At 69.7% G+C, this 19,996-nt stretch carries 15 protein-coding genes, 1 tRNA gene and 1 pseudogene; 4 read left to right on the top strand and 13 right to left on the bottom strand.

Features of this window, described 5'->3' with window-relative positions:
- Positions 1-309 precede the first annotated feature (309 nt).
- Entirely contained in the window at positions 310-1,353 is a 1,044-nt protein-coding gene (locus tag D7W79_RS20380; RefSeq protein WP_244221871.1) for a hypothetical protein, read from the top strand.
- A gap of 2 nt (positions 1,354-1,355) precedes the next feature.
- Here D7W79_RS20380 and D7W79_RS20375 read toward each other — a convergent pair whose 3' ends face one another.
- From D7W79_RS20375 to sitA5 (D7W79_RS20365), 3 genes and pseudogenes are all read right to left on the bottom strand, one after another.
- Positions 1,356-2,129 carry a ferredoxin--NADP reductase gene (locus D7W79_RS20375; protein ID WP_208729782.1) on the bottom strand — a complete coding sequence of 258 codons (774 nt, stop codon included), beginning with the start codon at positions 2,127-2,129 and terminating at the stop codon, positions 1,356-1,358.
- A 192-nt stretch (positions 2,130-2,321) separates the two neighbouring features.
- Positions 2,322-2,696 (bottom strand): DUF2019 domain-containing protein, encoded by a 375-nt coding sequence (locus tag D7W79_RS20370; protein ID WP_120527049.1) that lies wholly within the window; start codon positions 2,694-2,696, stop codon positions 2,322-2,324.
- A gap of 82 nt (positions 2,697-2,778) precedes the next feature.
- Positions 2,779-3,480, bottom strand: a pseudogene (sitA5, locus tag D7W79_RS20365) (SitA5 family polymorphic toxin); the annotation flags it as partial.
- 197 nt (positions 3,481-3,677) lie between these two features.
- Here sitA5 (D7W79_RS20365) and D7W79_RS20360 point away from each other — a divergent pair.
- Entirely contained in the window at positions 3,678-8,525 is a 4,848-nt protein-coding gene (locus D7W79_RS20360) for a diguanylate cyclase domain-containing protein (RefSeq protein ID WP_120527048.1), read from the top strand.
- A 96-nt stretch (positions 8,526-8,621) separates the two neighbouring features.
- Here D7W79_RS20360 and D7W79_RS20355 read toward each other — a convergent pair whose 3' ends face one another.
- The 3 genes from D7W79_RS20355 to D7W79_RS20345 form a co-directional block, all read right to left on the bottom strand.
- The gene (locus D7W79_RS20355; RefSeq protein ID WP_120527053.1) at positions 8,622-8,972 is read right to left on the bottom strand and encodes a DUF2019 domain-containing protein; all 351 of its coding nucleotides are present in this window, start codon (positions 8,970-8,972) and stop codon (positions 8,622-8,624) included.
- Positions 8,969-10,312: a SitA5 family polymorphic toxin gene (gene sitA5 / locus D7W79_RS20350; RefSeq protein ID WP_120527047.1), complete on the bottom strand. Its 1,344-nt coding sequence runs from the start codon at positions 10,310-10,312 to the stop codon at positions 8,969-8,971. The genes D7W79_RS20355 and sitA5 (D7W79_RS20350) overlap by 4 nt, the downstream gene beginning before the upstream one ends.
- A gap of 65 nt (positions 10,313-10,377) precedes the next feature.
- Positions 10,378-10,453: transfer RNA gene (locus D7W79_RS20345), tRNA-Thr, on the bottom strand.
- A 299-nt stretch (positions 10,454-10,752) separates the two neighbouring features.
- On the opposite strand from D7W79_RS20345, the gene D7W79_RS20340 reads away from it, so the two are divergent.
- Positions 10,753-12,303, top strand: a complete 1,551-nt coding sequence (locus D7W79_RS20340; protein ID WP_120527046.1) for a Glu/Leu/Phe/Val family dehydrogenase — start codon at positions 10,753-10,755, stop codon at positions 12,301-12,303.
- An 82-nt stretch (positions 12,304-12,385) separates the two neighbouring features.
- Here the strand turns inward: D7W79_RS20340 and D7W79_RS20335 are convergent, their stop codons facing one another.
- Entirely contained in the window at positions 12,386-12,745 is a 360-nt protein-coding gene (locus D7W79_RS20335; RefSeq protein ID WP_120527045.1) for a PilZ domain-containing protein, read from the bottom strand.
- Positions 12,746-12,943: 198 nt separating this feature from the next.
- Here D7W79_RS20335 and D7W79_RS20330 point away from each other — a divergent pair, with 198 nt between their 5' ends.
- Positions 12,944-13,579 carry a DUF6066 family protein gene (locus D7W79_RS20330; RefSeq protein ID WP_120527044.1) on the top strand — a complete coding sequence of 212 codons (636 nt, stop codon included), beginning with the start codon at positions 12,944-12,946 and terminating at the stop codon, positions 13,577-13,579.
- Between the two features lie 13 nt (positions 13,580-13,592).
- Here D7W79_RS20330 and D7W79_RS20325 read toward each other — a convergent pair whose 3' ends face one another.
- The 6 genes from D7W79_RS20325 to D7W79_RS20300 form a co-directional block, all read right to left on the bottom strand.
- Positions 13,593-15,128 (bottom strand): trypsin-like peptidase domain-containing protein, encoded by a 1,536-nt coding sequence (locus D7W79_RS20325; protein ID WP_120527043.1) that lies wholly within the window; start codon positions 15,126-15,128, stop codon positions 13,593-13,595.
- An 86-nt stretch (positions 15,129-15,214) separates the two neighbouring features.
- Positions 15,215-15,805, bottom strand: a complete 591-nt coding sequence (locus tag D7W79_RS20320) for a nucleotide exchange factor GrpE (protein WP_120527042.1) — start codon at positions 15,803-15,805, stop codon at positions 15,215-15,217.
- An 83-nt stretch (positions 15,806-15,888) separates the two neighbouring features.
- Positions 15,889-16,137, bottom strand: coding sequence for an RNA polymerase sigma factor region1.1 domain-containing protein (locus D7W79_RS20315; RefSeq protein ID WP_120527041.1), 249 nt, complete (start codon positions 16,135-16,137; stop codon positions 15,889-15,891).
- A 106-nt stretch (positions 16,138-16,243) separates the two neighbouring features.
- Positions 16,244-18,289 (bottom strand): ATP-dependent zinc metalloprotease FtsH, encoded by a 2,046-nt coding sequence (ftsH, locus tag D7W79_RS20310; RefSeq protein WP_439099218.1) that lies wholly within the window; start codon positions 18,287-18,289, stop codon positions 16,244-16,246.
- Positions 18,290-18,437: 148 nt separating this feature from the next.
- The gene (locus tag D7W79_RS20305) at positions 18,438-19,379 is read right to left on the bottom strand and encodes a hypothetical protein (protein ID WP_244221869.1); all 942 of its coding nucleotides are present in this window, start codon (positions 19,377-19,379) and stop codon (positions 18,438-18,440) included.
- A gap of 2 nt (positions 19,380-19,381) precedes the next feature.
- The gene (locus D7W79_RS20300; RefSeq protein WP_120527039.1) at positions 19,382-19,789 is read right to left on the bottom strand and encodes a (deoxy)nucleoside triphosphate pyrophosphohydrolase; all 408 of its coding nucleotides are present in this window, start codon (positions 19,787-19,789) and stop codon (positions 19,382-19,384) included.
- Positions 19,790-19,996 lie beyond the last annotated feature (207 nt).

Below are 19,996 nucleotides of genomic sequence, written 5' to 3'. Positions count from 1 at the left end.
CCCTGCCCCCCACTTCCATCCTGTCCACCGCTGCCTTTGCCCATGGCTGTCTCCTCATGACCTTCGCATCAGGACAGAAAGCTATGAATGGGCACTTGTCTGCGTAAGCACGACACGTCTGCTTGAAGCCACCCCTGCCCGGACTCGAGGCCTGTCAGGCAAGGCTCCTGGCAGGGGCAGCTCCCATGGCACAGCTTTGAGACTGCCATGGACATCCCCGCCTCACTGCTCGACTTCTCGCTCATCCAGGGAAGCGCGCTCGGTTGGCGGCGCTCTCTTGCTCGCCCCCGCGGTAGTGCGTCCCGGTCCTTGCGGATCCTCGTCCTGACGCTGGTGGGCTGGCTGCCGCTCCTCGTCCTGTCGCTGCTCCAGGGCGGGCGCTCCGTGTCACATGCCTTCCTGCGCGACCTGGGGATCCACGTCGAGTTCCTGGTGTCCCTGCCGCTGCTCATCGCGGCCGAGCGCTACATCGACCTGAGCCTCGCGGCGGCCGTGCGCCAGTTCGTCGTCTCGGAGCTGATAGGGCCAAAGGACCTGGCCACCTTCGAGGGCATCGCCCGCGGGGTGATGCGGCTGAGGCGCGGCGCCGCCATCGAGGCCGGATTGCTGGTGGCCTCCTTCGCGGTGTCCTTCATGGATCTGCCCCACCAGGCGAACCCGGTCTGGCTCCACTCGGAGCCCGGGGGCCCGCGCACCCTGGCCGGGTGGTGGTACCTCGTGGTGAGCATGCCGCTCATCCGGTTCCTGGTCCTGCGCTGGCTCTGGCGGGGCATCCTGTGGGCGGGCTTCCTGTTCCGGGTCTCCCGGCTACCGCTCGTCCTCGTGCCCACCCATCCCGACGTGGCGGGCGGCCTGGGGTTCCTCGGCACCTGCCAGGCCAGCTTCGCCCTCATCGTCCTCGCGGTGTCCTCCACGCTCACCGCGCAGCGGCTGTCGCGCGCCCCCAGCGCGAACTTCACCGACTACGCCCTTCACCTGTTCGCCTTCGCGCTCCTCAGCCTCGTCGTCGTCTTCGCGCCGCTGGCCTTCTTCAGTCGGCAGCTCCTGTTCGCGAAGCGGCGGGGAGACCATGCCTTTTCGGGGGTGGCCGCCTGGCACTCGCGGCGCTTCGAGCAACGGTGGTTCCACCGCGAGCCGCCCGCCGGGCAGGAACTCCTGGGCGCGCCCGAGTTCTCGTCGCTCGTGGACCTGGGGTCATCCTTCAGCGTCGCGCGCCGCATGCGCTGGTTCCCCGTGGACATCCGTGCGGCGGTGGCCGTCCTCGGCGCGGCCATGGCGCCCATGGTGCCCCTGCTCCTCGCCGACCGGCGCTTCATCGAGGTGCTGGTGGCGCTCGCCAAGAGCGTGCTTTGAGACTAGCGCTCGGCGAAGGCCTTCTCGGTGACGTAGTGCCCGGCCTCTCCAGGCGTGCCTTCCCGGAAGCCGCGCTCCTCCAGCATGGTCGTGAGGTCCGCGAGCATGCCGGGGCTGCCACAGAGCATCACGCGGTCCACCTCCGGGTTCAGCGGCGGCAGGCCCACGTCCTTGAACAGCTTCTCGCTCTGGATGAGGTCGGTGATACGGCCCGTGTTGCGGAAGTCCTCGCGGGTGACGCTCGGGTAGTACGTGAGCTTCTGCTTCACCAGCTCCCCGAAGAACTCGTTGTGCGGCAGCTCATGGAGGAAGAGGTCGTGGTAGGCCAGTTCCTCGGCCCGTCGGCAGGTGTGCGTGAGGATGACCCGGTCGAACTGCTCGTACATCTCCGGGTCCTTCGCGAGGCTGAGGAACGGCGCCAGGCCCGTGCCAGTGCTCAGCATGTAGAGGTTCTTGCCGGGCAACAGGTGCTTGAGCACCAGCGTGCCCGTGGCCTTCTTGCTGACGAGGACCTGGTCCCCTTCCTTCAGGTGCTGCAGGCGGGAGGTCAGCGGCCCGCCGGGCACCTTGATGCTCAGGAACTCGAGGTGGTCGTCATAGTGCGCGCTCACCATGCTGTAGGCGCGCAGCAGCGGCCGGCCCTCGACCTCCAGGCCCATCATCGTGAACTGGCCGCTGGCGAAGCGGAAGCCCGGGTCACGCGTGGTGACGAAGCTGAACAGGGTGTCGGTCCAGTGGTGCACGCGCAGCACGGACTCCTTCATGAGACTGCTCACGGCATTGCTCCCAAAGAGGGTCGGAGGCCTTCACGAGCACCTCGCGCCCGAACAAGCCGTGTTCTGCGACGGATTCCCCGCTGGAACCAGAGGAAGCAGGCAGGCGGCCCGCGTCGCGCTTATTGATGGGTTCAGGTCTCCAACGGGTCCGCCGGCCAGTCCTGCCCCCGCTCGCCCCTCGCCGAGACGGTTCTACTCTTCCAGGGGAAGGGTTCCGTTCTTCCACGCATCAAGCGTCATGGCCGCACTGAGCCCCATCAGGCTTGATGCGGGTGTGGACAACGAGGAGAGCGTCGCTTCTGCCTCACTGGGGGCGAACCGCAAGGCCGCTGTCGCCGCCCAGTACCTCGTCCCTTCCTCGGGGTCGGCGAGCAGACCCAGCAAGGCCGCCTCTGCTGCGGCTCCGCGCGTTCGCAACTCTCGCCTGACGGCGGCCGCGTGCTTGTACTCCTTGTTGGCGGCGCGAGTGTTGAGCGCGTTCAACAATTGACCGTGTTTCGCTGAAAGCTCACGAAAACGCACGATCAACTCTTCCAGCGTCAGTGTCTTGAGGTCCTTTGCCTTCATGGGATAGCCCCAAACCTCTTTATGGTTTTCAGTCCGAAGGCCCGCTGCGCTTCGTAGGACTGCGTCCGAAGCCACTCTCGAACGACTCGCCCATCAGGCGCTGGAAGCCCTGGATGAGGCCCCAGAACGTGTCCACGCCTACGTAGAAGATGAGCGCCGCCGTGAGCACCGCCGCCACGCCTTTGGTCGAAGGCTCCGGCACCGTCCACAGCAGTGCGTAGGTCGCCGCCGTCCACAGTGCGGCCTGCACCAGGGCCTCGGGATTCGCCATGTCCTTCACGGCCTCCCACAGCTCGTCCAGCACTGCCCCCTTCGCCAGCGCGAGCGCCAGTGCGAAGCGCGCGTCTCCAACAATGACCGGGCTCTCCTTCAGCAGCCCCAGACAGTCACCCGTCCGTCCGGTCCGGCCACACCAACGCAAGTAGGCGCGGGTCATCTCAACGTCAGCCTGCGACTGTTCGGCGGACAGATGCTCGCCGGGCCCCAGTGGCGTGATGCGCCGACGCTGCACATCGATGACGTACGAACCGGTTCGAGGCTCCACCTCGAACAGGCGCCGGGCGGCTTCCTGGGCATGCGGTGACGGACGGATACCCTGGGCCAGCCGTGCCACGGCCTGCCGCACGTCGTCCGCATCAAGCGCGACCGGTCCGGCGCTTCCACCCGTGCGAGACACATGCACGACAGGTGCACCGCGCTCCGTGTCGAGCCGGACGACCTTGGTCGAGCCACTGCACCCGGCCCATGTCCAGAGCAGGCACAGCATCAGCCATGGAAGTCGCATCCAGCGCTCCAGTCCCAAGCCCCGTCCTGGCGCAGGCAAGCCAGGCGGAAGCACCCACGACAAGCCCACCCCGCCCTGGCGCGGTGCTTCCTACAACATCGCATGGTGAACGCCACCAGGACGGCAACCTGCACGCTCAGTAGAGGCGCAGGACTACAACCCAACCCTTCGCGGATTCGAAGCTAGAGTGGGAAAGCATGGGGCACGGCGTTTTCGGCGACCTACAGCTTGAGGCGGAGATCGGACGCGGCTCGCAGAGCGTGGTCTACCGGGCTTCGCGGGGCGGGGCCGTCTTCGCGCTGAAGATGCTCCGTGAGGACGTGGCCCAGTCCGGGCGCGTCTCTCGGCCTCGCTTCCGCCGGGAGGCCGCGCTGCTGGCCTGCCTCCGGCACCGGAGCCTGCCGTCCATCCTCGAGGTGGGGGACGTGGACGGCCAGTCCTACCTCCTGCTGGAGCTCGTCCTCGGGCCGAGCCTCGCGGCGCGCTTCGCCCAGGGGCGGCTGCCGGAGTCCTCGCTGATTGCCATTGCGCGGGACCTCGCCGGGGCGCTCTCGGAGGTCCACCGGCACGGGCTGGTCCACCGGGACGTCAAGCCGCAGAACGTCGTGGTCGCGGACACCGGGCGCGCCACGCTGATCGACTTCGGGTTCGTCGCGCGGGCCACCGGAGGCGAGGCGGGCCGCAAGCTGGCGGGGACGCTGCTTTACAGCGCGCCGGAGCAGTCCGGCATGCTCAAGCGGCCCGTGGACGGACGCGCGGACCTCTACGCGCTGGGAGTCATCCTCTTCGAGGGCGCCGCCGGCCGGCCTCCGTTCACCGCCACCGACGTGGGCGAACTGCTGCGGCAGCACGCCGCGCACCGCCCGCCGGACCTGCGCGCCCTCCGCCCGGACCTGAGCCCGGGCCTGGTCGCGGTCATCGAGAAGCTCCTCGCCAAGGATCCCGACGACCGGTACCAGTCCGGCGAGGCGCTCGCCGCCGACCTCGACCGTCTCTCAGTGCCGGAGGCGTCCGGTGCACCGGCACCCGGCAAGGGAGAGCTCCGAGCAACGCCGGCCGCCGAGTCCGCGTTCGTCGGCCGTGAGGCGGAGCTCGCCACCCTGTCCCGGCTGTGGAGCCGGGCGCTGGAGCGCAAAGGCGGGATGGCGCTCCTTCACGGCGAGAGCGGCAGCGGCAAGAGCCGGCTGATGCGCGAGGCGGCACGACAGGCGCGCTCCACCGGGGCGCTGGTCCTCGAGGGCAAGTGCCTTCGTGCGGATCCCCTGCCCTTCGCCCCCCTGCGTGAAGCCATCGACGAGTACCTGCGGCAGCTTCGGCGGCTGCCCGACGCCGAGCGCGAAGCCTCCGAGCAGCGCATCCGCCAGGCCGCAGGCGACACGGCCGGACTGCTCAAGCGGCTGTCGCCCGGGCTCTCCCTCCTCTTCCGGGACACGAGCGAGGACCCCGGGCTCGCCGAGGCGCAGGACCTCTTCTACGGCGCCGTGGCCCGCTTCCTGGTGCGGCTTGCCGAGCTCCACCCGGGTGCCGCGTTCCTCCTCGACGACGTCCAGTGGGCGGATCCCGCCACGCTCCAGGTCATGCGCTGGCTGTCGACGCTGCTCGCACAGGCGCCGCTGCTCCTCCTGTGCACCTCGCGCGACGAGCCCGAGTGCGCGGAGGGCGTGCGCGCCTTCACCGACGCCATCGGTGGGGCCGGCGAGTCCGTCCCCCGGCTGGGGCCGCTGGGCCCTTCCGAGGTGGAGGCGCTGATCTCCAGCGAGCTGGGGGGCCGGGCCGTCTCTGCCGAGCTCGTGGACGCCGTGATGACCCGGAGCAACGGGCTGCCGCTGGCGGTCGTCGAGTACGTCCGCGCGATGCTGGACTCCGGGCTCCTCGTGCCGCACTGGGGTGCCTGGAAGCTCGACACCGAGGAGCTGGATCGGCTGCAGCTTCCCCAGGACGTGATCCAGCTCGTGGTCCGGCGGCTCGGCTCGCTCCGGGACGAAGCCCGGCGGGTCCTCACCGCGGCCGCGGTGGTCGGGATGCGGTTCCACACGGCGCTGCTCGGCCCCAGCTGTGGGCTCGGCGAGGACGAGGTGCTGGCGGCCCTCTCCGAGGCCGTGACGGCGCGCCTGGCGGACTTCAAGGACGCCGGCACGTGCGCCTTCGTCCACAACCGCGTCCGCGAGGCGCTCCTCGGCGGGCTCTCGGTGGACGAGGTCCGCGCGCTGCATCGCCGGATCGCCACCGCCCTGGACGCGCAGGAGGGTCAGGACGCATCGAAGACGTATGCCCTGGCCCGTCACTACGCGCTCGGCGAGGCGCCGGAGCATGCGCGGCGGCGCTACGAGACCAACCTCGCCGCCGGCCAGCTCGCCCTGGAGGAGCGCGCGAACGAGGAGGCCCACGCCTTCCTCGAGGCCGCACAGCGGGCCGCTGGTGAACTCGGGCTGCCACGGGACGCGGAGCTCGCCACCGCGCGCGGAGACGCCTGCTCCCGCTCGGGCCGCCTCGCCGAAGCGGTCGAGCAGTACACCCTCGCCCTCTCCGCCGAGCGTGTCCCGGCGCGCCGCGCGGAGCTGCGCTGCCGGCTCGCCCACGTGCACCTGGGCGGCTTCGACACCCAGCACGCCTGGTCGGAGATCTCCTCGGGCATGGCCGAACTGGGGATCCGCTCTCCCCGGAGCCTGCTGTCGCAGGTGCTCGTGCTCCTCTGGGCCTATCTCATCGGCCTGGTGGTGGGCCTGTTCGGGTCGCGGCGGGAGCACGCGCGGGGCGAGGAGGCCGAACACCACCGCCTCTTCGCGAAGCTCTGCGACCTCGGCGCGCACGTCGCCTACTTCGACGTCCGCAACCTGCTGCTGCTCCAGATGACCTACCGGCCCTGGGCGCCGGCGCTCCGGCTGGGGCCGGGTCGTGAGCTCGTCTTCTTCCTCGGGAACAACGCGGTGGTGCAGGCGGTGCTGGGCCGTCCCGCGGCCGCGGCGAAGGCGTCCGCGCGGGCGGCGAGCGTGGCCGAGCATCTCAACGACCGTGCGCTCATCGCCCGGAGCCTCCTGTACCAGGGGATCGCCACGCACATCGGAGGGGACTCCTCCGGCGCGGAGGCCCAGCACCGGCGCTGGGTGGACGCCTACGGCCGCTTCCTGGATGCGGGAGACTTCGTCAACGGCTGCGTGGACGCGGCCTGGGCGATGCTCGCCCGAGGGTATGTGCTGGAGGCGGAGGCGTGGATCCGGCGTGCCCACGCGCGTGCGGCACCCGCGAGCGCGGGCGGAGACGCGGCGCTCCTCGGCCACCCCTACCCGTCCTTCCTCGGGGCCATCCTGGCGATCCTCGGCCGGCCCACGGAGGGGCTCGCGGAACTCCAGCGCGTCGAGCGGATGGTGGAGAAGGCGCCCGGTGAGCGCTGGCGCTGGAGCGTCTATCTGCAGAACCTCGTGCTCTTCCACCTCGAACAGGGGGAGTCCGGTCCGGCGCTCGAGGAGGCGCTCGCGAGGCACGCCCGGCTCGGGATGCGCCCGGAGTTCACCCCGTTCCACCTGCGCCTCTTCTTCGTCTACGCGGCCCACGCGCGCCTCGCGCAGCTCCGCGCGAGCCCGCCCCGGAACCGGGAGGAGCTGCTGGGGAAGGCGCGGACGGCGGTCGCGGAACTCCGGCGCGCCGCCAGCACCCCGGTGCTGCGAAGCCATGCGCTCCTCTGCGAGGGGATGCTGCGGCGGCTCGAGGGCAACGCAGTGGTCGCGGAGAAGCGCTTCGCGCGGGCCGAGGCGCTGGCCCGCGAGGTGGACTGCCCGTGGGTCCTCTTCGAGGTGATGGTGGAGCGGGCCTGGCTCTTCCGGGAGCGAGGGCGGATGGAGGCCTCCCGGCGCGAGGCGCGGCTCGCGATGGCCCTGGCCGACGAGGCCGGCTGGGAGGCGCGAGCCCGGCGGGTGCGGGCGCACTTCCAGGTCGAGTCCTCGAGCCGCAGCGTCTCCGGCTCGGAACCTGCGGAGGAGGCCCCGGCGCACGACCTCCGCCTGCAGCGGCAGCTCGACGCCCTGCTCGAGGTCAGCCTCGCCTGCGCGATCGTCTTCGAGCCACGGGAGCAGGCGCGGGTGGCGCTGGACGTCATCGTGCGGATCTTCGGAGCGGAGCGCGCGTTCCTGCTCCTGTGCCGCGAGGGAACGCAGGAGCTCGTGCTCAGCGTGGGACGCGGGGCTGGCGGCGTGGACCTGGAGGAGCTCGGCGGCTACAGCCGCACCGTGATTGAACGGGTCCGCGACACGCACCGGCCGCTCGTCGTCACGGGCACCGACGAGGGGGAGGTGCGGGCCACGGAGAGCATCCTCGCCAATGACTTGCGAAGCATCATGGCCGCGCCGCTGATGCTGCACGGGCGGCTGCTCGGGGTGGTCTACCTGGACCACCGGCTGGCCCGCGGGGTATTTGGCCGCGAGGACGAGGTCATCTTCGTGGCCATCGCCAATCACATCTCGGTCGCGCTGGAGACGGCGCGAGCGGCGCGGTTGCAGCTGGAGCGCGTCTCGCTGGAGCGAGACCTGGAGGCGATGCACCAGCAGGCGAACACCGACGCGCTCACCGGGCTGAAGAACCGCAGGGCCCTCGAGGAGCATCTCCAGACGGCGAGCGCCCGGGCGAGGCGGAGCGGTCTGCCGCTGACGGTGATGATGATGGACATCGACCACTTCAAGTCGGTGAACGACAAGTATGGGCACGCGACGGGGGATGTGGTGCTGGCCTCGGTGGCGAAGGCCGTGGCCGCCTGCACCAGGGCCACCGACTTCGTGGCCCGCTACGGCGGCGAGGAGTTCTGCGTGGTGCTCGAGGCCACCGACCTGGCCGGAGCACAGGCCGTGGCCGAGCACATCCGCCAGACGGTCGCCGCGCTCACATTCAAGAGCGAGGTCGGCGAGTTCAAGGTCACCTCATCCGCCGGGCTCGGAGAACTGGGCGTGCACGGGGACGCCATTGAAGAGGTCCTCCACGCGGCGGACGAAGCGCTCTACGCGGCCAAGCGAGGCGGCCGGAACCAGGTGCAGGTCGCTCCGGCGCGGGCGGCCTGACACTTCACCTGGGTCTGTACGTTCCGTCCTTCCAAGCATCAAGCAACATTGCCGCGCTGATACCAAGCCATATTCAATGGGGCCTGCGATTCGCCTCTACTCCGGGTCAAGAGACCAGGTGCCTTCCTCCCAGCGCATCAGCGCCTGACCCGCCTTGAAAGGAACGAGCCCCTCCCCTTTGGCCGCCTCTTTTAAAACTGTCATGGCGTCCTTCGTCCGGTAACGAAGAAGGAAGGCAGCGACCATGACGCGAACGTCCATCCGGGGGTGCTCAAACAACACCGTCAGCGCCTCGCGTCCGGCATCGCCGTGGGCACGAAGCCTGTCGAAGATGGCGATGTACTTCCTTGCATACTTGTTTCCAGCCTTGGAATCTCCGCGCCAGATTGCATCCGTCTGTGCGGCCACGTTCTCCGCGAACTGACTGACAAGCTCTTCCATGTTCATGGCCACAATCCTCTTCGAACATTCTCGATGGATAGCAGGCCGAAGTCGCGCTGAGCTTGATACGACTGCGTGCTCAGCCACTGGCGTACCGTGAGGTGTGATGCACCTGTGACGTCAGGCTGCTTGGTGGAATAGAAGGCGCTCACGCGTCGATGCAATGCTTCATCCAGCGGAATAACGTTCTCCGTGTTGTGAAGGGCTTCAGGCCCAAAGCGCTGCACATTCCCAGGCGTCTGCTCGACAACGTGGTGCCACTGCTTCCCGTTGCCCGCCGGCCCCATCGCCTTCTTGAAACCACTGAAGGACTTCCACGCCCTCAAGCCAGCTGTTCCGGAGCCGGTCGCCGTGCCGCCCGCGGACATTGCAACGGCGCCCGGAGCGAGGCCCAACGTGAAGCCATCCGCGACCATGGCCACGGACTCAACCTGGCCAACCGCCGCGTAGACCACTCCCGCCTCTGACTCGGCCCTCACCGCCGCCTGCGCGGCCCCTGGCAGTCCTGGAAGCTTCGCGCCCAGCGTCGCGCCCGTGCTGCCAATGGCCGCCGTCGCCAGCATCACGAACGCCCGAGCCGCGTTGCGCCCCATCACCTTCCCGAACCGCTCCCCCGCTACGCGAAGCTCATCGAACGTCAGCGCCTCATCCGCCTCCACCATCAGGTGCCGGAAGCCCTGGATGAGTCCCCAGAACGTGTCGATACCCACGTAGGCGATGAGCGCCGCCGTCAGCACCGCCGCCACTCCCTTCGTCGCGGGCTCCGGCACCGTCCAGAGCAGCGCATAGGTCGCCGCCGTCCACAGCGCGGCCTGCACCAGGGCCTCGGGATTCGCCATGTCCTTCACGGCCTCCCACAGCTCGTCCAGCACCGCCCCCTTCGCCAGCGCGAGCGCCAAAGCAAAGCGCGCGTCCTCCGCGATGACCGGACGCTCCTTCAACAGCCCCAGACAGTCACCCGTCCGTCCAGTTCGCGAGCACCAACGCAAGTAGGCGCGGGTCATCTCGACGTCAGCTTGCGACTGCCCCGCCTCCAGATGCTCACCAGGGCCCAGCGGAGCGATGCGGCGTCGCTGCACATCCACGAGGTACGAACCGCTCCGGGGCTCCACCTCGAACAGCCGCCGCGCGGCATCCTGCGCCTGGGGTGACAGACGAACGCCCCGGCCCAACCGCGCCACGGCCGCCTTCACGTCGTCCGCATCCAGCGCGACAGGCCCGGCGGCACGCTCCGCGCGAGGCACCTGCACGACCGGAGAACCGCGACCCGTGTCGAGCCGGACGACCCTCGTCGCACCGCTACACCCGACCAGCGCCCAGAACAGCACCAGCCACGGAAGCCGCACACAAACCTCCGGACGCCGAAAACGAAAAAGGCCGGCTGCCCAGGGGCAACCGGCCTTCTTCTTCTTGGAGCCGACATCCGGATTTGAACCGGAGACCTACTGATTACGAATCAGTTGCTCTACCAACTGAGCTATGTCGGCGCACCGAAAGCGGCGCGGTAAGTACCATCCGCATCCGGACCCGGCAAGGAGTTTCTCCGCGCCTTTTCAAGCGCCCTCCCCCACGCCCGCTTCTAAGCTCCAGAAGCCCTGACACGCATGACACGGTGCATCCGGCGGAGTGACACACCGCGTCGCCTAAGTCCGCGTCTTTTCTCCATAAATTGGAGAAATGGCCGCCTGCCAGAGCGGTTGAACTCGCGGGGCGGCTATGCACATAAGGGCACCGCTTTCCCCAGCGGCCCCCATTCCAGGTGGGCCCTCAAGGAGCACGTTCCATCATGGCCAGCGAAGAGACTTTCATGCGCGCCCCGGCCCCTACGCCCAAGCGCACCATCTACACGGAGGCGATGGAGATCTTCCACTTCGCGGCGGATCTCATCGGCCTGGACAAGCGGGTGCGTCTGGAGCTCGAAGAGCCCGACTACGAGCACATCTTCTACGTGACGGCGAAGCTCAAGGACCGGCTCGTGCCGCTCCTCCCGGAGGAGGCCAAGGCCTTCTCCGACCTGCCCGTCACCCAGGTGCGCAACCCGGACGGCCTGGAGCGCCTGGCCAACGGCAACCTGATCCTCAACGGCCGCGCCCTGCTGGGCTCCGACGTCGCCATCCGCCACGGCCACCTGCGCCTGCCGGACGGTCACGTCTACCAGCTGGTCCCCGGTGAGTCGCAGCGCTTCAAGGCCTACCGCGTCCAGCACAACCAGGCCCGTGGCCCCTACAAGGGCGGCCTGCGCTACCACCGCGAGGTGTCCCTGGACCTCTTCAAGGCCCTGGCCGCGGAGATGACCTGGAAGACGGCCATCGCGGAGGTTCCGTTCGGCGGCGGCAAGGGCGGCATCCAGCTGGATCCGCGCGAGTACGGCCGCGAGGAGCTGGAGGCCATCACCCTGCGCTTCATGTACCGGCTCAAGAGCCTCATCGGGCCGAACATCGACATCCCGGCGCCGGACGTGGGCACGAACCCGGAGATCTTGGCGCTGCTCTACCGCCAGTTCTCCGACGGTGAGCGCGAGCGCCACAACCTGCGCGGCATCGTCACCGGCAAGGACGTGCGCATCGGCGGTTCGGAAGGCCGCGGCAAGGCCACCGGCCAGGGCGTCGCGTTCTGCATCGAGGACTACTACGCCGACCGCGGCGAGAGCGTGAAGGGCAAGACCTTCGTCCTCCAGGGCTTCGGCAACGTGGGCAGCCACGCCGCCATGATCCTGGGGAACATGGGCGCGCGCCTGCTCGCGGTGAACGACGCCGACGGCACCATCTTCAACGGCGACGGCATCGACGTGAACGCGCTGGCCGCCTACGTGGCGGACCCCAAGAACCTCAAGCGCTCCGTCGTGGGCTTCCCCGGCGCCCAGCGCATCGAGAAGAAGGACCTGTGGGACGTCCAGGCGGACATCCTCGTCCCGGCGGCGCTCGGCGGTGAGATCACCGCGGACGTCGCGGAGCGCCTCAAGGTCAAGCTCATCGCGGAGGGCGCCAACGGCCCCACCACCCCGGAGGCCGACCGCGTCCTGCAGAAGCGCGGCATCGAGCTCATCCCGGACATCATCGCCAACGCCGGCGGCGTGACGGTGTCCTACTACGAGTGGATCCAGAACAAGCGCATGGAGCGCTGGAGCGAGGCGGAAGTCGATCAGCGCCTCGAGCGCGCCATGAAGCGCAACTACCGCATCATCCGGGACATCTCGCGCAACCAGCCGCGCAAGACGGAGATGCACGACAGCCGCCCGTACTGCATCGGCAAGACCGTGGACAGCCGCTGCGCCGCGATGATCCTCGCGCTCAAGCGCATCGAGGCCCACTACCTGCTGGAAGGCTTCTCGCAGTAACCGGTCCGTCCAGTTCCCGCGTCGCCCCCCGGGGCACGGTGTCTTCCCACTTCACAGGGGAAGGGCCGTGCCCCGTGGTGTCTCAGTGCATCACCCGCTCGCGGTCCACCAGCAGCAGCGGCGCGTCATCCATGGTCTCGTAGGCCACGATGCGCAGGCCCACCCCGCGGCTGTTGCCGGGCCGCCCGTCCTTGCGGCCGAAGGCCAGCGCCACCTGGTATCGGACCTCGCACAGGCACGTCATCTCCGTGCCGTCCTCGCCCGCGAACGTCACCTTCAGCTTCTCGCCCAGCCCCAGCGAGTCGCGCACCTCGATGAACATGCCCCGCGCGCTGATGTTGCGGCCAATGCCCCGCATCATCCCGTCCTGCGTGGACAGGTACACGGTGAAGATCTTGTCGAAGCGCAGATTGGAGCGGCGTTCCTGGGGCTGCGTGTTCATGCGGGGAGGGCTCCGAAACAGGTGGGGACAGGGGCAAACTACACGGTAGCCAGATGTAGGCAAGATAATTACCTACATCCACCCTGACGCACCATGACGCACCATGGCCTGTTTCACGGGAAAGCGCTGCCCCCGGCGCGGCGGGAGTGGCAGCATCCCGAGGGCTGTCCCTCCCCTCTTTTTCCGGAGTTTCCCGCCGTGAATCGCTTCCTGGCCGCCGCCTTTGTCCTCCTTGTGCCCACGCTCGCCCTGGCCGACGTGGACTCGCGCTTCGCGAAGCTGCGTGACGAGTCCGAGCCCCTGGGTGGCCTGGGGGCCTTCCTGGAGAAGTACGTGGGCGAGTGTGACGGGGCGCTCGTGGATCCGCAGTGCAAGCAGCAGGCGGAGGCCTTCCGCAAGAAGTACACGGGCAAGCGCCTCTACATGATCATCACCGAGGACGACGCGGGCATGCTGTCCCCTGGCGACTTCAACCCCGGCACCAACGAGTTCACCATCAACATCACGCCCTTCTTCGCGGGCGGGAAGTACGGGCTGTCCCACGGCGCGCCGAAGAAGACGGACGCGCAGGGCAACCCGGTGATGAACTACCTCACGGTGAGCGGCACGGCGCCGGACATGTGGAACGGCGGCACGTTCGACCGCATGTTCCGGGCGCGGGGCGTGCGCGCGCAGGTCGTCTTCACGCCGCAGTCGGTGTGGACGCTGCCCAAGAAGGGCGGCGGGAAGAACTACGGCGTCAACGCCCGCATCGAGGCCATCCTCGTCACCGAGGGCCGCACCGGCAACCAGCTGGGGCTGTGGCTCAACGGCAAGGACGCGGGCGCGAAGTAGCGGGCCGCGGCCGTCAGCGGGCGATGGCGATGTACTGGAGCGCGTCGCCCCGCTGCACCCGCAGGAGGATGCTGGCCCCGGCGCTCCCCCGCTCCAGGGCCGCCTTCACCCCGGCGGTATCCTTCACCCGGCGGCGGTTCACCTCCATGACGACGTCGCCCGCGCGCAGGCCGGCCTGCTCCGCCGGGCTGCGCGGCAGCACGCCGGACACGAGCGCGCCCAGGAAGGACTCGTAGCCCAGGGGCGCCGCCACCTCCGGCGTCAAATCCCTCAGCACCAGCCCCAGGTCGTTCGCGGAGCTGCCGCCCCGGTTGGAGAGCCCCTCGGTGGCCTCCTGCGCGGGCCGCGCGACCAGCCGCACCGCCACCTCCTGGGTGCCGCCGTCGCGCAAGAGCGTCAGCTTCGCCTCCGTGCCGGGCGCCAGGAGCGCCACCTTGCGCAGCAGCTGGAGGTAGCTGCCAATGGGCCGGCCGTTCACCGCCACCAGCCGGTCACCGGGACGGATGTGCGCCTGGGCGGCGGGGCTGCCCCGGTAGACGTCCTTCACCACGGGCGCCGTGGCGGTGGCGTCCGCGCCGTCCTCGTTGATGACGACGCCCAGCCAGCCGCGCTCCAGCTTCCCGTTCTCCCGCAGGTTGGGCAGCAGGTCCTTCACCAGGTTGATGGGCACCGCGAAGCCGATGCCCTGCCCCTCGCTGATGATGGCGGTGTTCACGCCAATCACCTCGCCCTTCATGTTGAAGAGGGGGCCGCCGGAGTTGCCCGGGTTGATGAGCGCGTCCGTCTGGATGAAGTCGTCGAACTGGCCCACGCCCAGCACGCGCTCCTTCGCCGAGATCATGCCGTGCGCCACCGAGTGGTCCAGGCCGAACGGGTTGCCGATGGCCACCACCCAGTCCCCCACCTCCAGCGCGTCGGAGTCCCCCAGGAACACCGCCGGCAGCGTCCCCAGCCCGGCGCCGTTGAGCCGCAGGAGCGCCACGTCCGTGGACGCGTCGCGGCCCACCACGTCCGCGGGGAACTCGCGGCCGTCCGCCAGCCGCACGGACACCTGCTGCACCGGCACCTCGCGGGGGCCGTCCTTGCCGGGCGTGACGCCGGAGCCGGACGGGTACACCGCCGGGCCCTGCGCGTTGGCGACGACGTGGTTGTTGGTGACGACGAGCCCGTCGGGCGTCAGCACGAAGCCGGAGCCGGTGGAGCGCTTCACCGCGCCCGCCACCGCGCCGGGCCCCACCGTGGTGATGTTCACCACGCCCGCCTCCACCGCGCGGATCAGCGGCGCCAGCGACGTGGGGGGCGTGAAGCGGGGCAGGCCCGTGTAGCCGGCCGGGCGCTCGCGCCAGAGGGAGGACATGCCCGCGGTGGCCGGGGCGTCCGTCGTCGCGGGCGGCGGGGAGGCGAAGAAGGCGATGTGCTCGCGCACCCGGGCCTGGAGCCAGGGCGTGAGCGGATCCCCGGCGGCTCCCGCCACCGGGGCGAGCGCCACCACGAGAAGGACGCTGAGCAGTCGGACGGACACGGGGCGGCAGCTTACACGGCGGGCCATGGCGTCAGGGCCCAACAGACCGGTGGCCCCCGCCCTTCCCGGCCGCGCCCCAGGCTCCTGGGGGACGCGGGCAGGAGGAGGGCCGCTCAGGCCTGGGCCGGGGCCACGTACCGGGCCACCTTCACCCGGGCGGGGCGGATGATGCGGTCCTTCAGGCGGTAGCCCGCGCGGAACTCGGCGACCACCTTCTGGTCGTCGCCCTGCACCGGCGTCACCTCCATGTCCGCCGCCTCGGCGACGTTCGGATCATACGGGCGCCCCACCACCTCCAGGCGCTCGATGCCGGTGGCCTGGGCCTTGGAGAGCAGGCTGTCGCGGATCATCCGCACGCCCTGCACCAGGGGGGACGTGTCCTGCTGGCTGTTGGCCAGCACCAGGTCCAGCTCGTCGATGGCCTCCAGCAGCGTGCGGGCCACGTTGCCGCGCTCCACGTCGAGCATCCGCTCGCGCTCGCGGGTGATGCGCTGCTTGAACTCCTCCCGGTCCTTGGTGAGGTCCTGGAGCCCCCGCGCCAGCTCGTTCACCCGGCGGCGCGACGCCTCCAGCTCCGCCTGGAGCCGCGCCACCTCGCCATCCTGGGCGGCCTCGGCCTGCGTGTCGGAAGACGCGCCCTCCGCCTCGCTGTCGGCGGGGGCCTGCGTCTCCGGGGTCTCGTCGCTGCGGGGATTGCCGTCCATTGTCGAACCTGCGCCAGGGGTTGAAGAAGCGGACCTCGGTGAGCGGCGCGAACGTAACCGCGAGGGCGGCCCTGTCAACGCGCCTAGTGGTTGGACGGGGCCGCGGGCGGCGCTTCCGCCATGAAGCCGTGATCCACCTGCCCCGTCACCTCGTCGATGATCTCCACCTGGGCCGCACGAAGGGAGTAGTAGAGGAGCCACCGCTCGGCGGCCGTCAGCGTCCCCGGGGGCAGCGCCTCCTCGATTTCCTGCACCGTGAGCCGGCCGTCCTTCAGGCCCTTGGCGAACAACGCTTTCCGCGCGACGTAGCTCTTTCCGATCCGGTTCTCCACGGCGACGCCTCCTTGTCGTTGGAAAGTAATTTCGCCCACCGGCCACCGCAGGCTGGCGGTGGATCCGGTGGGCGAAAGGCTGCCCGGAGGGCAGGCAGGCTTGAGGCTACGAGTCGAGCTTGCCTTCCGTGTGCTGCGTCGGCGGGACGACCGGCTCGGACTCCGTGCCGCCCACGGGGTGCGCGGAGATGACCGTGCGTGCCTCGGGGTGGAGCAGGCCGCGCTGCGCCTGCACCTTGGGCCCCAGGATGGCGATCATCGCCTCCTCCTCGATGACCTCCGTCGCCAGGAGCCGCGCCGCCAGGGCCTCCACCTTGTCGCGGTTGGTGTGCAGGACCTCCCGGGCGCGGTCGAGCGCCTCGGAGACCATCTTGCGGACCTCCTCGTCGATCATCCGCGCCGTCTGCTCGGAGTACGTGCGCGACTCCGGCAGGCCCGCGGACCGCAAGAAACCCGGCCCCTGCTCGCCGCTCAGCGCCACCGGACCCAGCGTGCTCATGCCGTAGTCGCGGACCATCATCTTGGCGATCTCCGTCGCCTGCTTGATGTCGTTGGACGCGCCGGTGGACACCTCGCCGATGAAGATCTCCTCCGCCGCGCGGCCGCCCATCATGCCCGCCATCTTGTCGCGCAGCTCGTCCAGCGACATGAGGTAGCGGTCCTCCAGGGGCAGCGACATGGTGTAGCCCAGCGCCGCCAGGCCTCGCGGGATGATGGACACCTTCGTCACCCGCTCCGCGTAGGGCAGCATCCAGCCCACCACCGCGTGGCCCGCCTCGTGGTGCGCGACGATCTCCTTCTCGCGCTCGTTCATGCGGCGGTTCTTCTTCTCCAGGCCGGCCACCACGCGCTCGATGGCCTCCTCGAAGTCCGCCCGCATCACCGCGTCGCGGTTCTTGCGCGCGGCCAGCAGCGCCGCCTCGTTCACCACGTTGGCCAGGTCCGCGCCGGCGAAGCCCGGCGTGCGGGAGGCAATCACCTTCAGGTCCACGTCGGAGGACAGCTTCACGCCCTTGGCGTGGATCTCCAGCACGCGCTCGCGGCCGCGCTTGTCCGGGCGGTCCACCAGCACCTGCCGGTCGAAGCGGCCCGGGCGCATCAGCGCGCTGTCCAGGATCTCCGGGCGGTTCGTCGCCGCCAGGATGATGAGGCCCGCGCGGCTGTCGAAGCCGTCCATCTCCGCGAGCAGCTGGTTGAGCGTCTGCTCACGCTCGTCATGGCCGCCGGCCACGCCCGAGTTGCGGCTCTTGCCGATGGCGTCCAGCTCGTCGATGAAGATGATGCACGGCGCCTTCGCGGTGGCCTGGGCGAAGAGGTCGCGGACACGGGCCGCGCCGACGCCCACGAACATCTCCACGAACTCCGAACCGGAGAGGTTGAAGAAGGGCACGCCCGCTTCACCCGCCACGGCGCGCGCCAGCAGCGTCTTGCCCGTGCCCGGAGGGCCCACGAGCAGCACGCCCTTGGGGATGCGGCCACCCAGACGGCGGAACTTCTCCGGCGTCTTGAGGAACTCGACGATTTCGCGCAGCTCGTCCACGGCTTCGTCCACGCCGGCCACGTCCTTGAAGCCCACGCCGGTGTCGGCTTCCGCCTGCACCTTCGCGCGCGTCTTGCCAAAGGACATGACGCTCTGCGGGCCCTGGCCCATGCCGCCGGACATCCGGCGCATCATGAAGCTCCAGAAGAGGATGAGGAGGCCCATCGGGATGAGCCAGATCCACAACACTTCGCTGAAGCTCGACTGCGGGACGGCCTCGAACTGGATGCCCTTCTGCTCCAGGAGGGGCACCAGGCCCTCGTCACCGGGGACGCGGTAGGCCATCCACGGCAGGGCGCTGGGCTCGCTGCGCAGCGTGCCGCGCTCGCCCGGAGGAGGCTGGGCGTTGTCCTTGAGGAAGCCCTTCACCCACTCGTTTGAAATCTGGACGCGGCTGAACTGATTGTTCTCCACCGCGTCACGCAGTTGGCTGTACGACACCCGGCGCACGCCCGCGTCCTGAAACACGTTCCGGAACAGCAGGAACCCCAGGACGAGCAGGAGGATGTAGCCCAGTGGTGAGCCGAACTTGAACCCACCTTTCGTGGGTGTTGGCTTGTCGCTCTTCTTTCCGCGCGGGCCCATCCCCGGCGGCAGGTCCTGTGGCTTCATCGTCGGCACGCTCGCCCTCCCCCTCCCCCGTGCATGCGACACCATGTCGTATGACGGTTCCCTCAGCCGGCCAAAGATGGTCACCCCCGCCAAGCCGTCAACCGCAGGGCGTGATCGGACGACAACGAACGAGGTCAGGACTGTCCGATCAGCGGCAGTCCACGCGGACCAGGGGCTCGCCCGCGAACTCACTGCCCAACAGGTAGCCGCGCCCGTCCTGGAGGAACGTCACGGCCTCCGACTGGGCCTGGCTCGCTCCGGGGACCTCCACCACCTGCGCCTGGACGAAGTCCTCCAGCCGCTTCGCGTCCGGGCGGCGCAGCTCCCACACGCGGGTGTACGTGCGCACCAGCAGGCGCTCGCCGGAGGGGTGCAGGGAGGCGGCGGTGGCCAGGCGGTCCACGTCGTCCGGCACGCGCAGGGTGCCCAGCTTGCGAGCCTTGCCCGTGGCGCCGGGCTTCAGCCCCTCCACCGCGTACAGGTCGCCCAGCGACGCGCGCGTCTTCGTGAGCACGCCCACCTGGCCGGAGCGGCCGTCGACGATGAGCGACTCGGCGTCGTGGGGGCCGTCCTCGTAGGTGAAGAGCAGCGTCTCCACTGGGAGCGTGGCGTTCTCCACGGCCGCGGGCTCGGGCAGCCGGAACAGGCGCACCTCCTTGCGCCGCTCGAAGTTGTCGCCGGTGTCCGCCAGGAAGATGCAGGCCTCCTTGCCCCCCGGCGCGCACGGGCCCACGGCCACGTCCTCGATGTCGCGCGGATCCGCGCCGGTGAGCGTGAGCGTGGCCTTCACCGCGCCCGCTTCATCCAGGGCGAACAGCTCGAAGGGGTTGTTGGAGTCGTTGTGTCCCCAGAAGATGCCGGGGTGCTTCTGGCTGGCGGCCAGCCCGGACAGCTCCGGGACCTGGCGGGGCACGGTGCCCGTTTGGCGGCCGTCCGTGTAGAGCAGACACCCCTCGAGCCCCGTGGCGGGCACCTGCTGCAGGCCGGCGTCCGGGGCGTTGTTGCCGGTGGGCGTGGGGCGGGAGCTGGAGCAGGCGACGGTCAGCAGGAGGCCCGCGGCGGCGGCGAAGCGCACGGTCGAGGGGCGCACGGTCAGTGGTCCAGGTCCAGCAGCCGGGCCAGCGTCTTGGCGTCCGCGTCGGGGAAGCGGTACTGGCCCATCTCCTCCAGCGCCACCCAGCGGTGGTCATGCACGCGCAGGTGGTGGATCTCCGCGTCCGGGTCGCTCAGGCGGCAGCGGAACACGCGGAAGTCGATGTCGTAGGTCGGGTACTCGTGGTGGGTGTGCATGACCTGCTCGAGCACCTGGATGCGGACCCCCATCTCCTCCTGGAGCTCGCGGGCGAGCGCCACCGCGTCGTGCTCCCCCTCCTCCACCCGGCCGCCCGGGAACTCCCACAACAGGGGCAGCGACGCGGTGGGAGGACGCTGGGTGATGAGGTAGCGACCCATCTCGTTCTGGAGCATCGCGCCGACGACGCGCACGTGACGACGGGTCATTCACTTCTCCTCGATTGGAGTCCCAAAGAAGGCAGACAGGGTGCGGCGGCGTAACACAGCCCCTGCCCGGCGCCAATGCGCAAGGCCCCTCTGGGAAGCAGCGTGCGCATGGCAGGGACGCGTGGCCACCCCACCCGGCCCCATCTCGAAGGAAGCCGGACGGGAGGATGGCGCCGGGGATCAGGAGGGCCTGGACCCGGGGGGGAG

It is taken from the genome of Corallococcus exercitus (genome assembly GCF_003611585.1).
Taxonomy (GTDB): Bacteria; Myxococcota; Myxococcia; order Myxococcales; family Myxococcaceae; genus Corallococcus; species Corallococcus exercitus.
The sequence above is the reverse complement of the archived record's forward strand: the minus strand, read 5'-3'. Positions and strand labels throughout refer to the sequence as shown.

Excerpts from the sequence above, each read along its gene's own strand:
- ftsH (WP_439099218.1), bottom strand. The coding sequence starts at position 18,289 with ATGAAGCCACAGGACCTGCCGCCGGGGATGGGCCCGCGCGGAAAGAAG.
- D7W79_RS20355 (WP_120527053.1), bottom strand. The coding sequence starts at position 8,972 with ATGAACATGGAAGAGCTTGTCAGTCAGTTCGCGGAGAACGTGGCCGCA.
- D7W79_RS20320 (WP_120527042.1), bottom strand. The coding sequence starts at position 15,805 with ATGGACGGCAATCCCCGCAGCGACGAGACCCCGGAGACGCAGGCCCCC.
- D7W79_RS20340 (WP_120527046.1), top strand. The coding sequence starts at position 10,753 with ATGGCCAGCGAAGAGACTTTCATGCGCGCCCCGGCCCCTACGCCCAAG.
- D7W79_RS20325 (WP_120527043.1), bottom strand. The coding sequence starts at position 15,128 with ATGGCCCGCCGTGTAAGCTGCCGCCCCGTGTCCGTCCGACTGCTCAGC.
- D7W79_RS20300 (WP_120527039.1), bottom strand. The coding sequence starts at position 19,789 with ATGACCCGTCGTCACGTGCGCGTCGTCGGCGCGATGCTCCAGAACGAG.
- D7W79_RS20360 (WP_120527048.1), top strand. The coding sequence starts at position 3,678 with ATGGGGCACGGCGTTTTCGGCGACCTACAGCTTGAGGCGGAGATCGGA.
- D7W79_RS20335 (WP_120527045.1), bottom strand. The coding sequence starts at position 12,745 with ATGAACACGCAGCCCCAGGAACGCCGCTCCAATCTGCGCTTCGACAAG.
- D7W79_RS20370 (WP_120527049.1), bottom strand. The coding sequence starts at position 2,696 with ATGAAGGCAAAGGACCTCAAGACACTGACGCTGGAAGAGTTGATCGTG.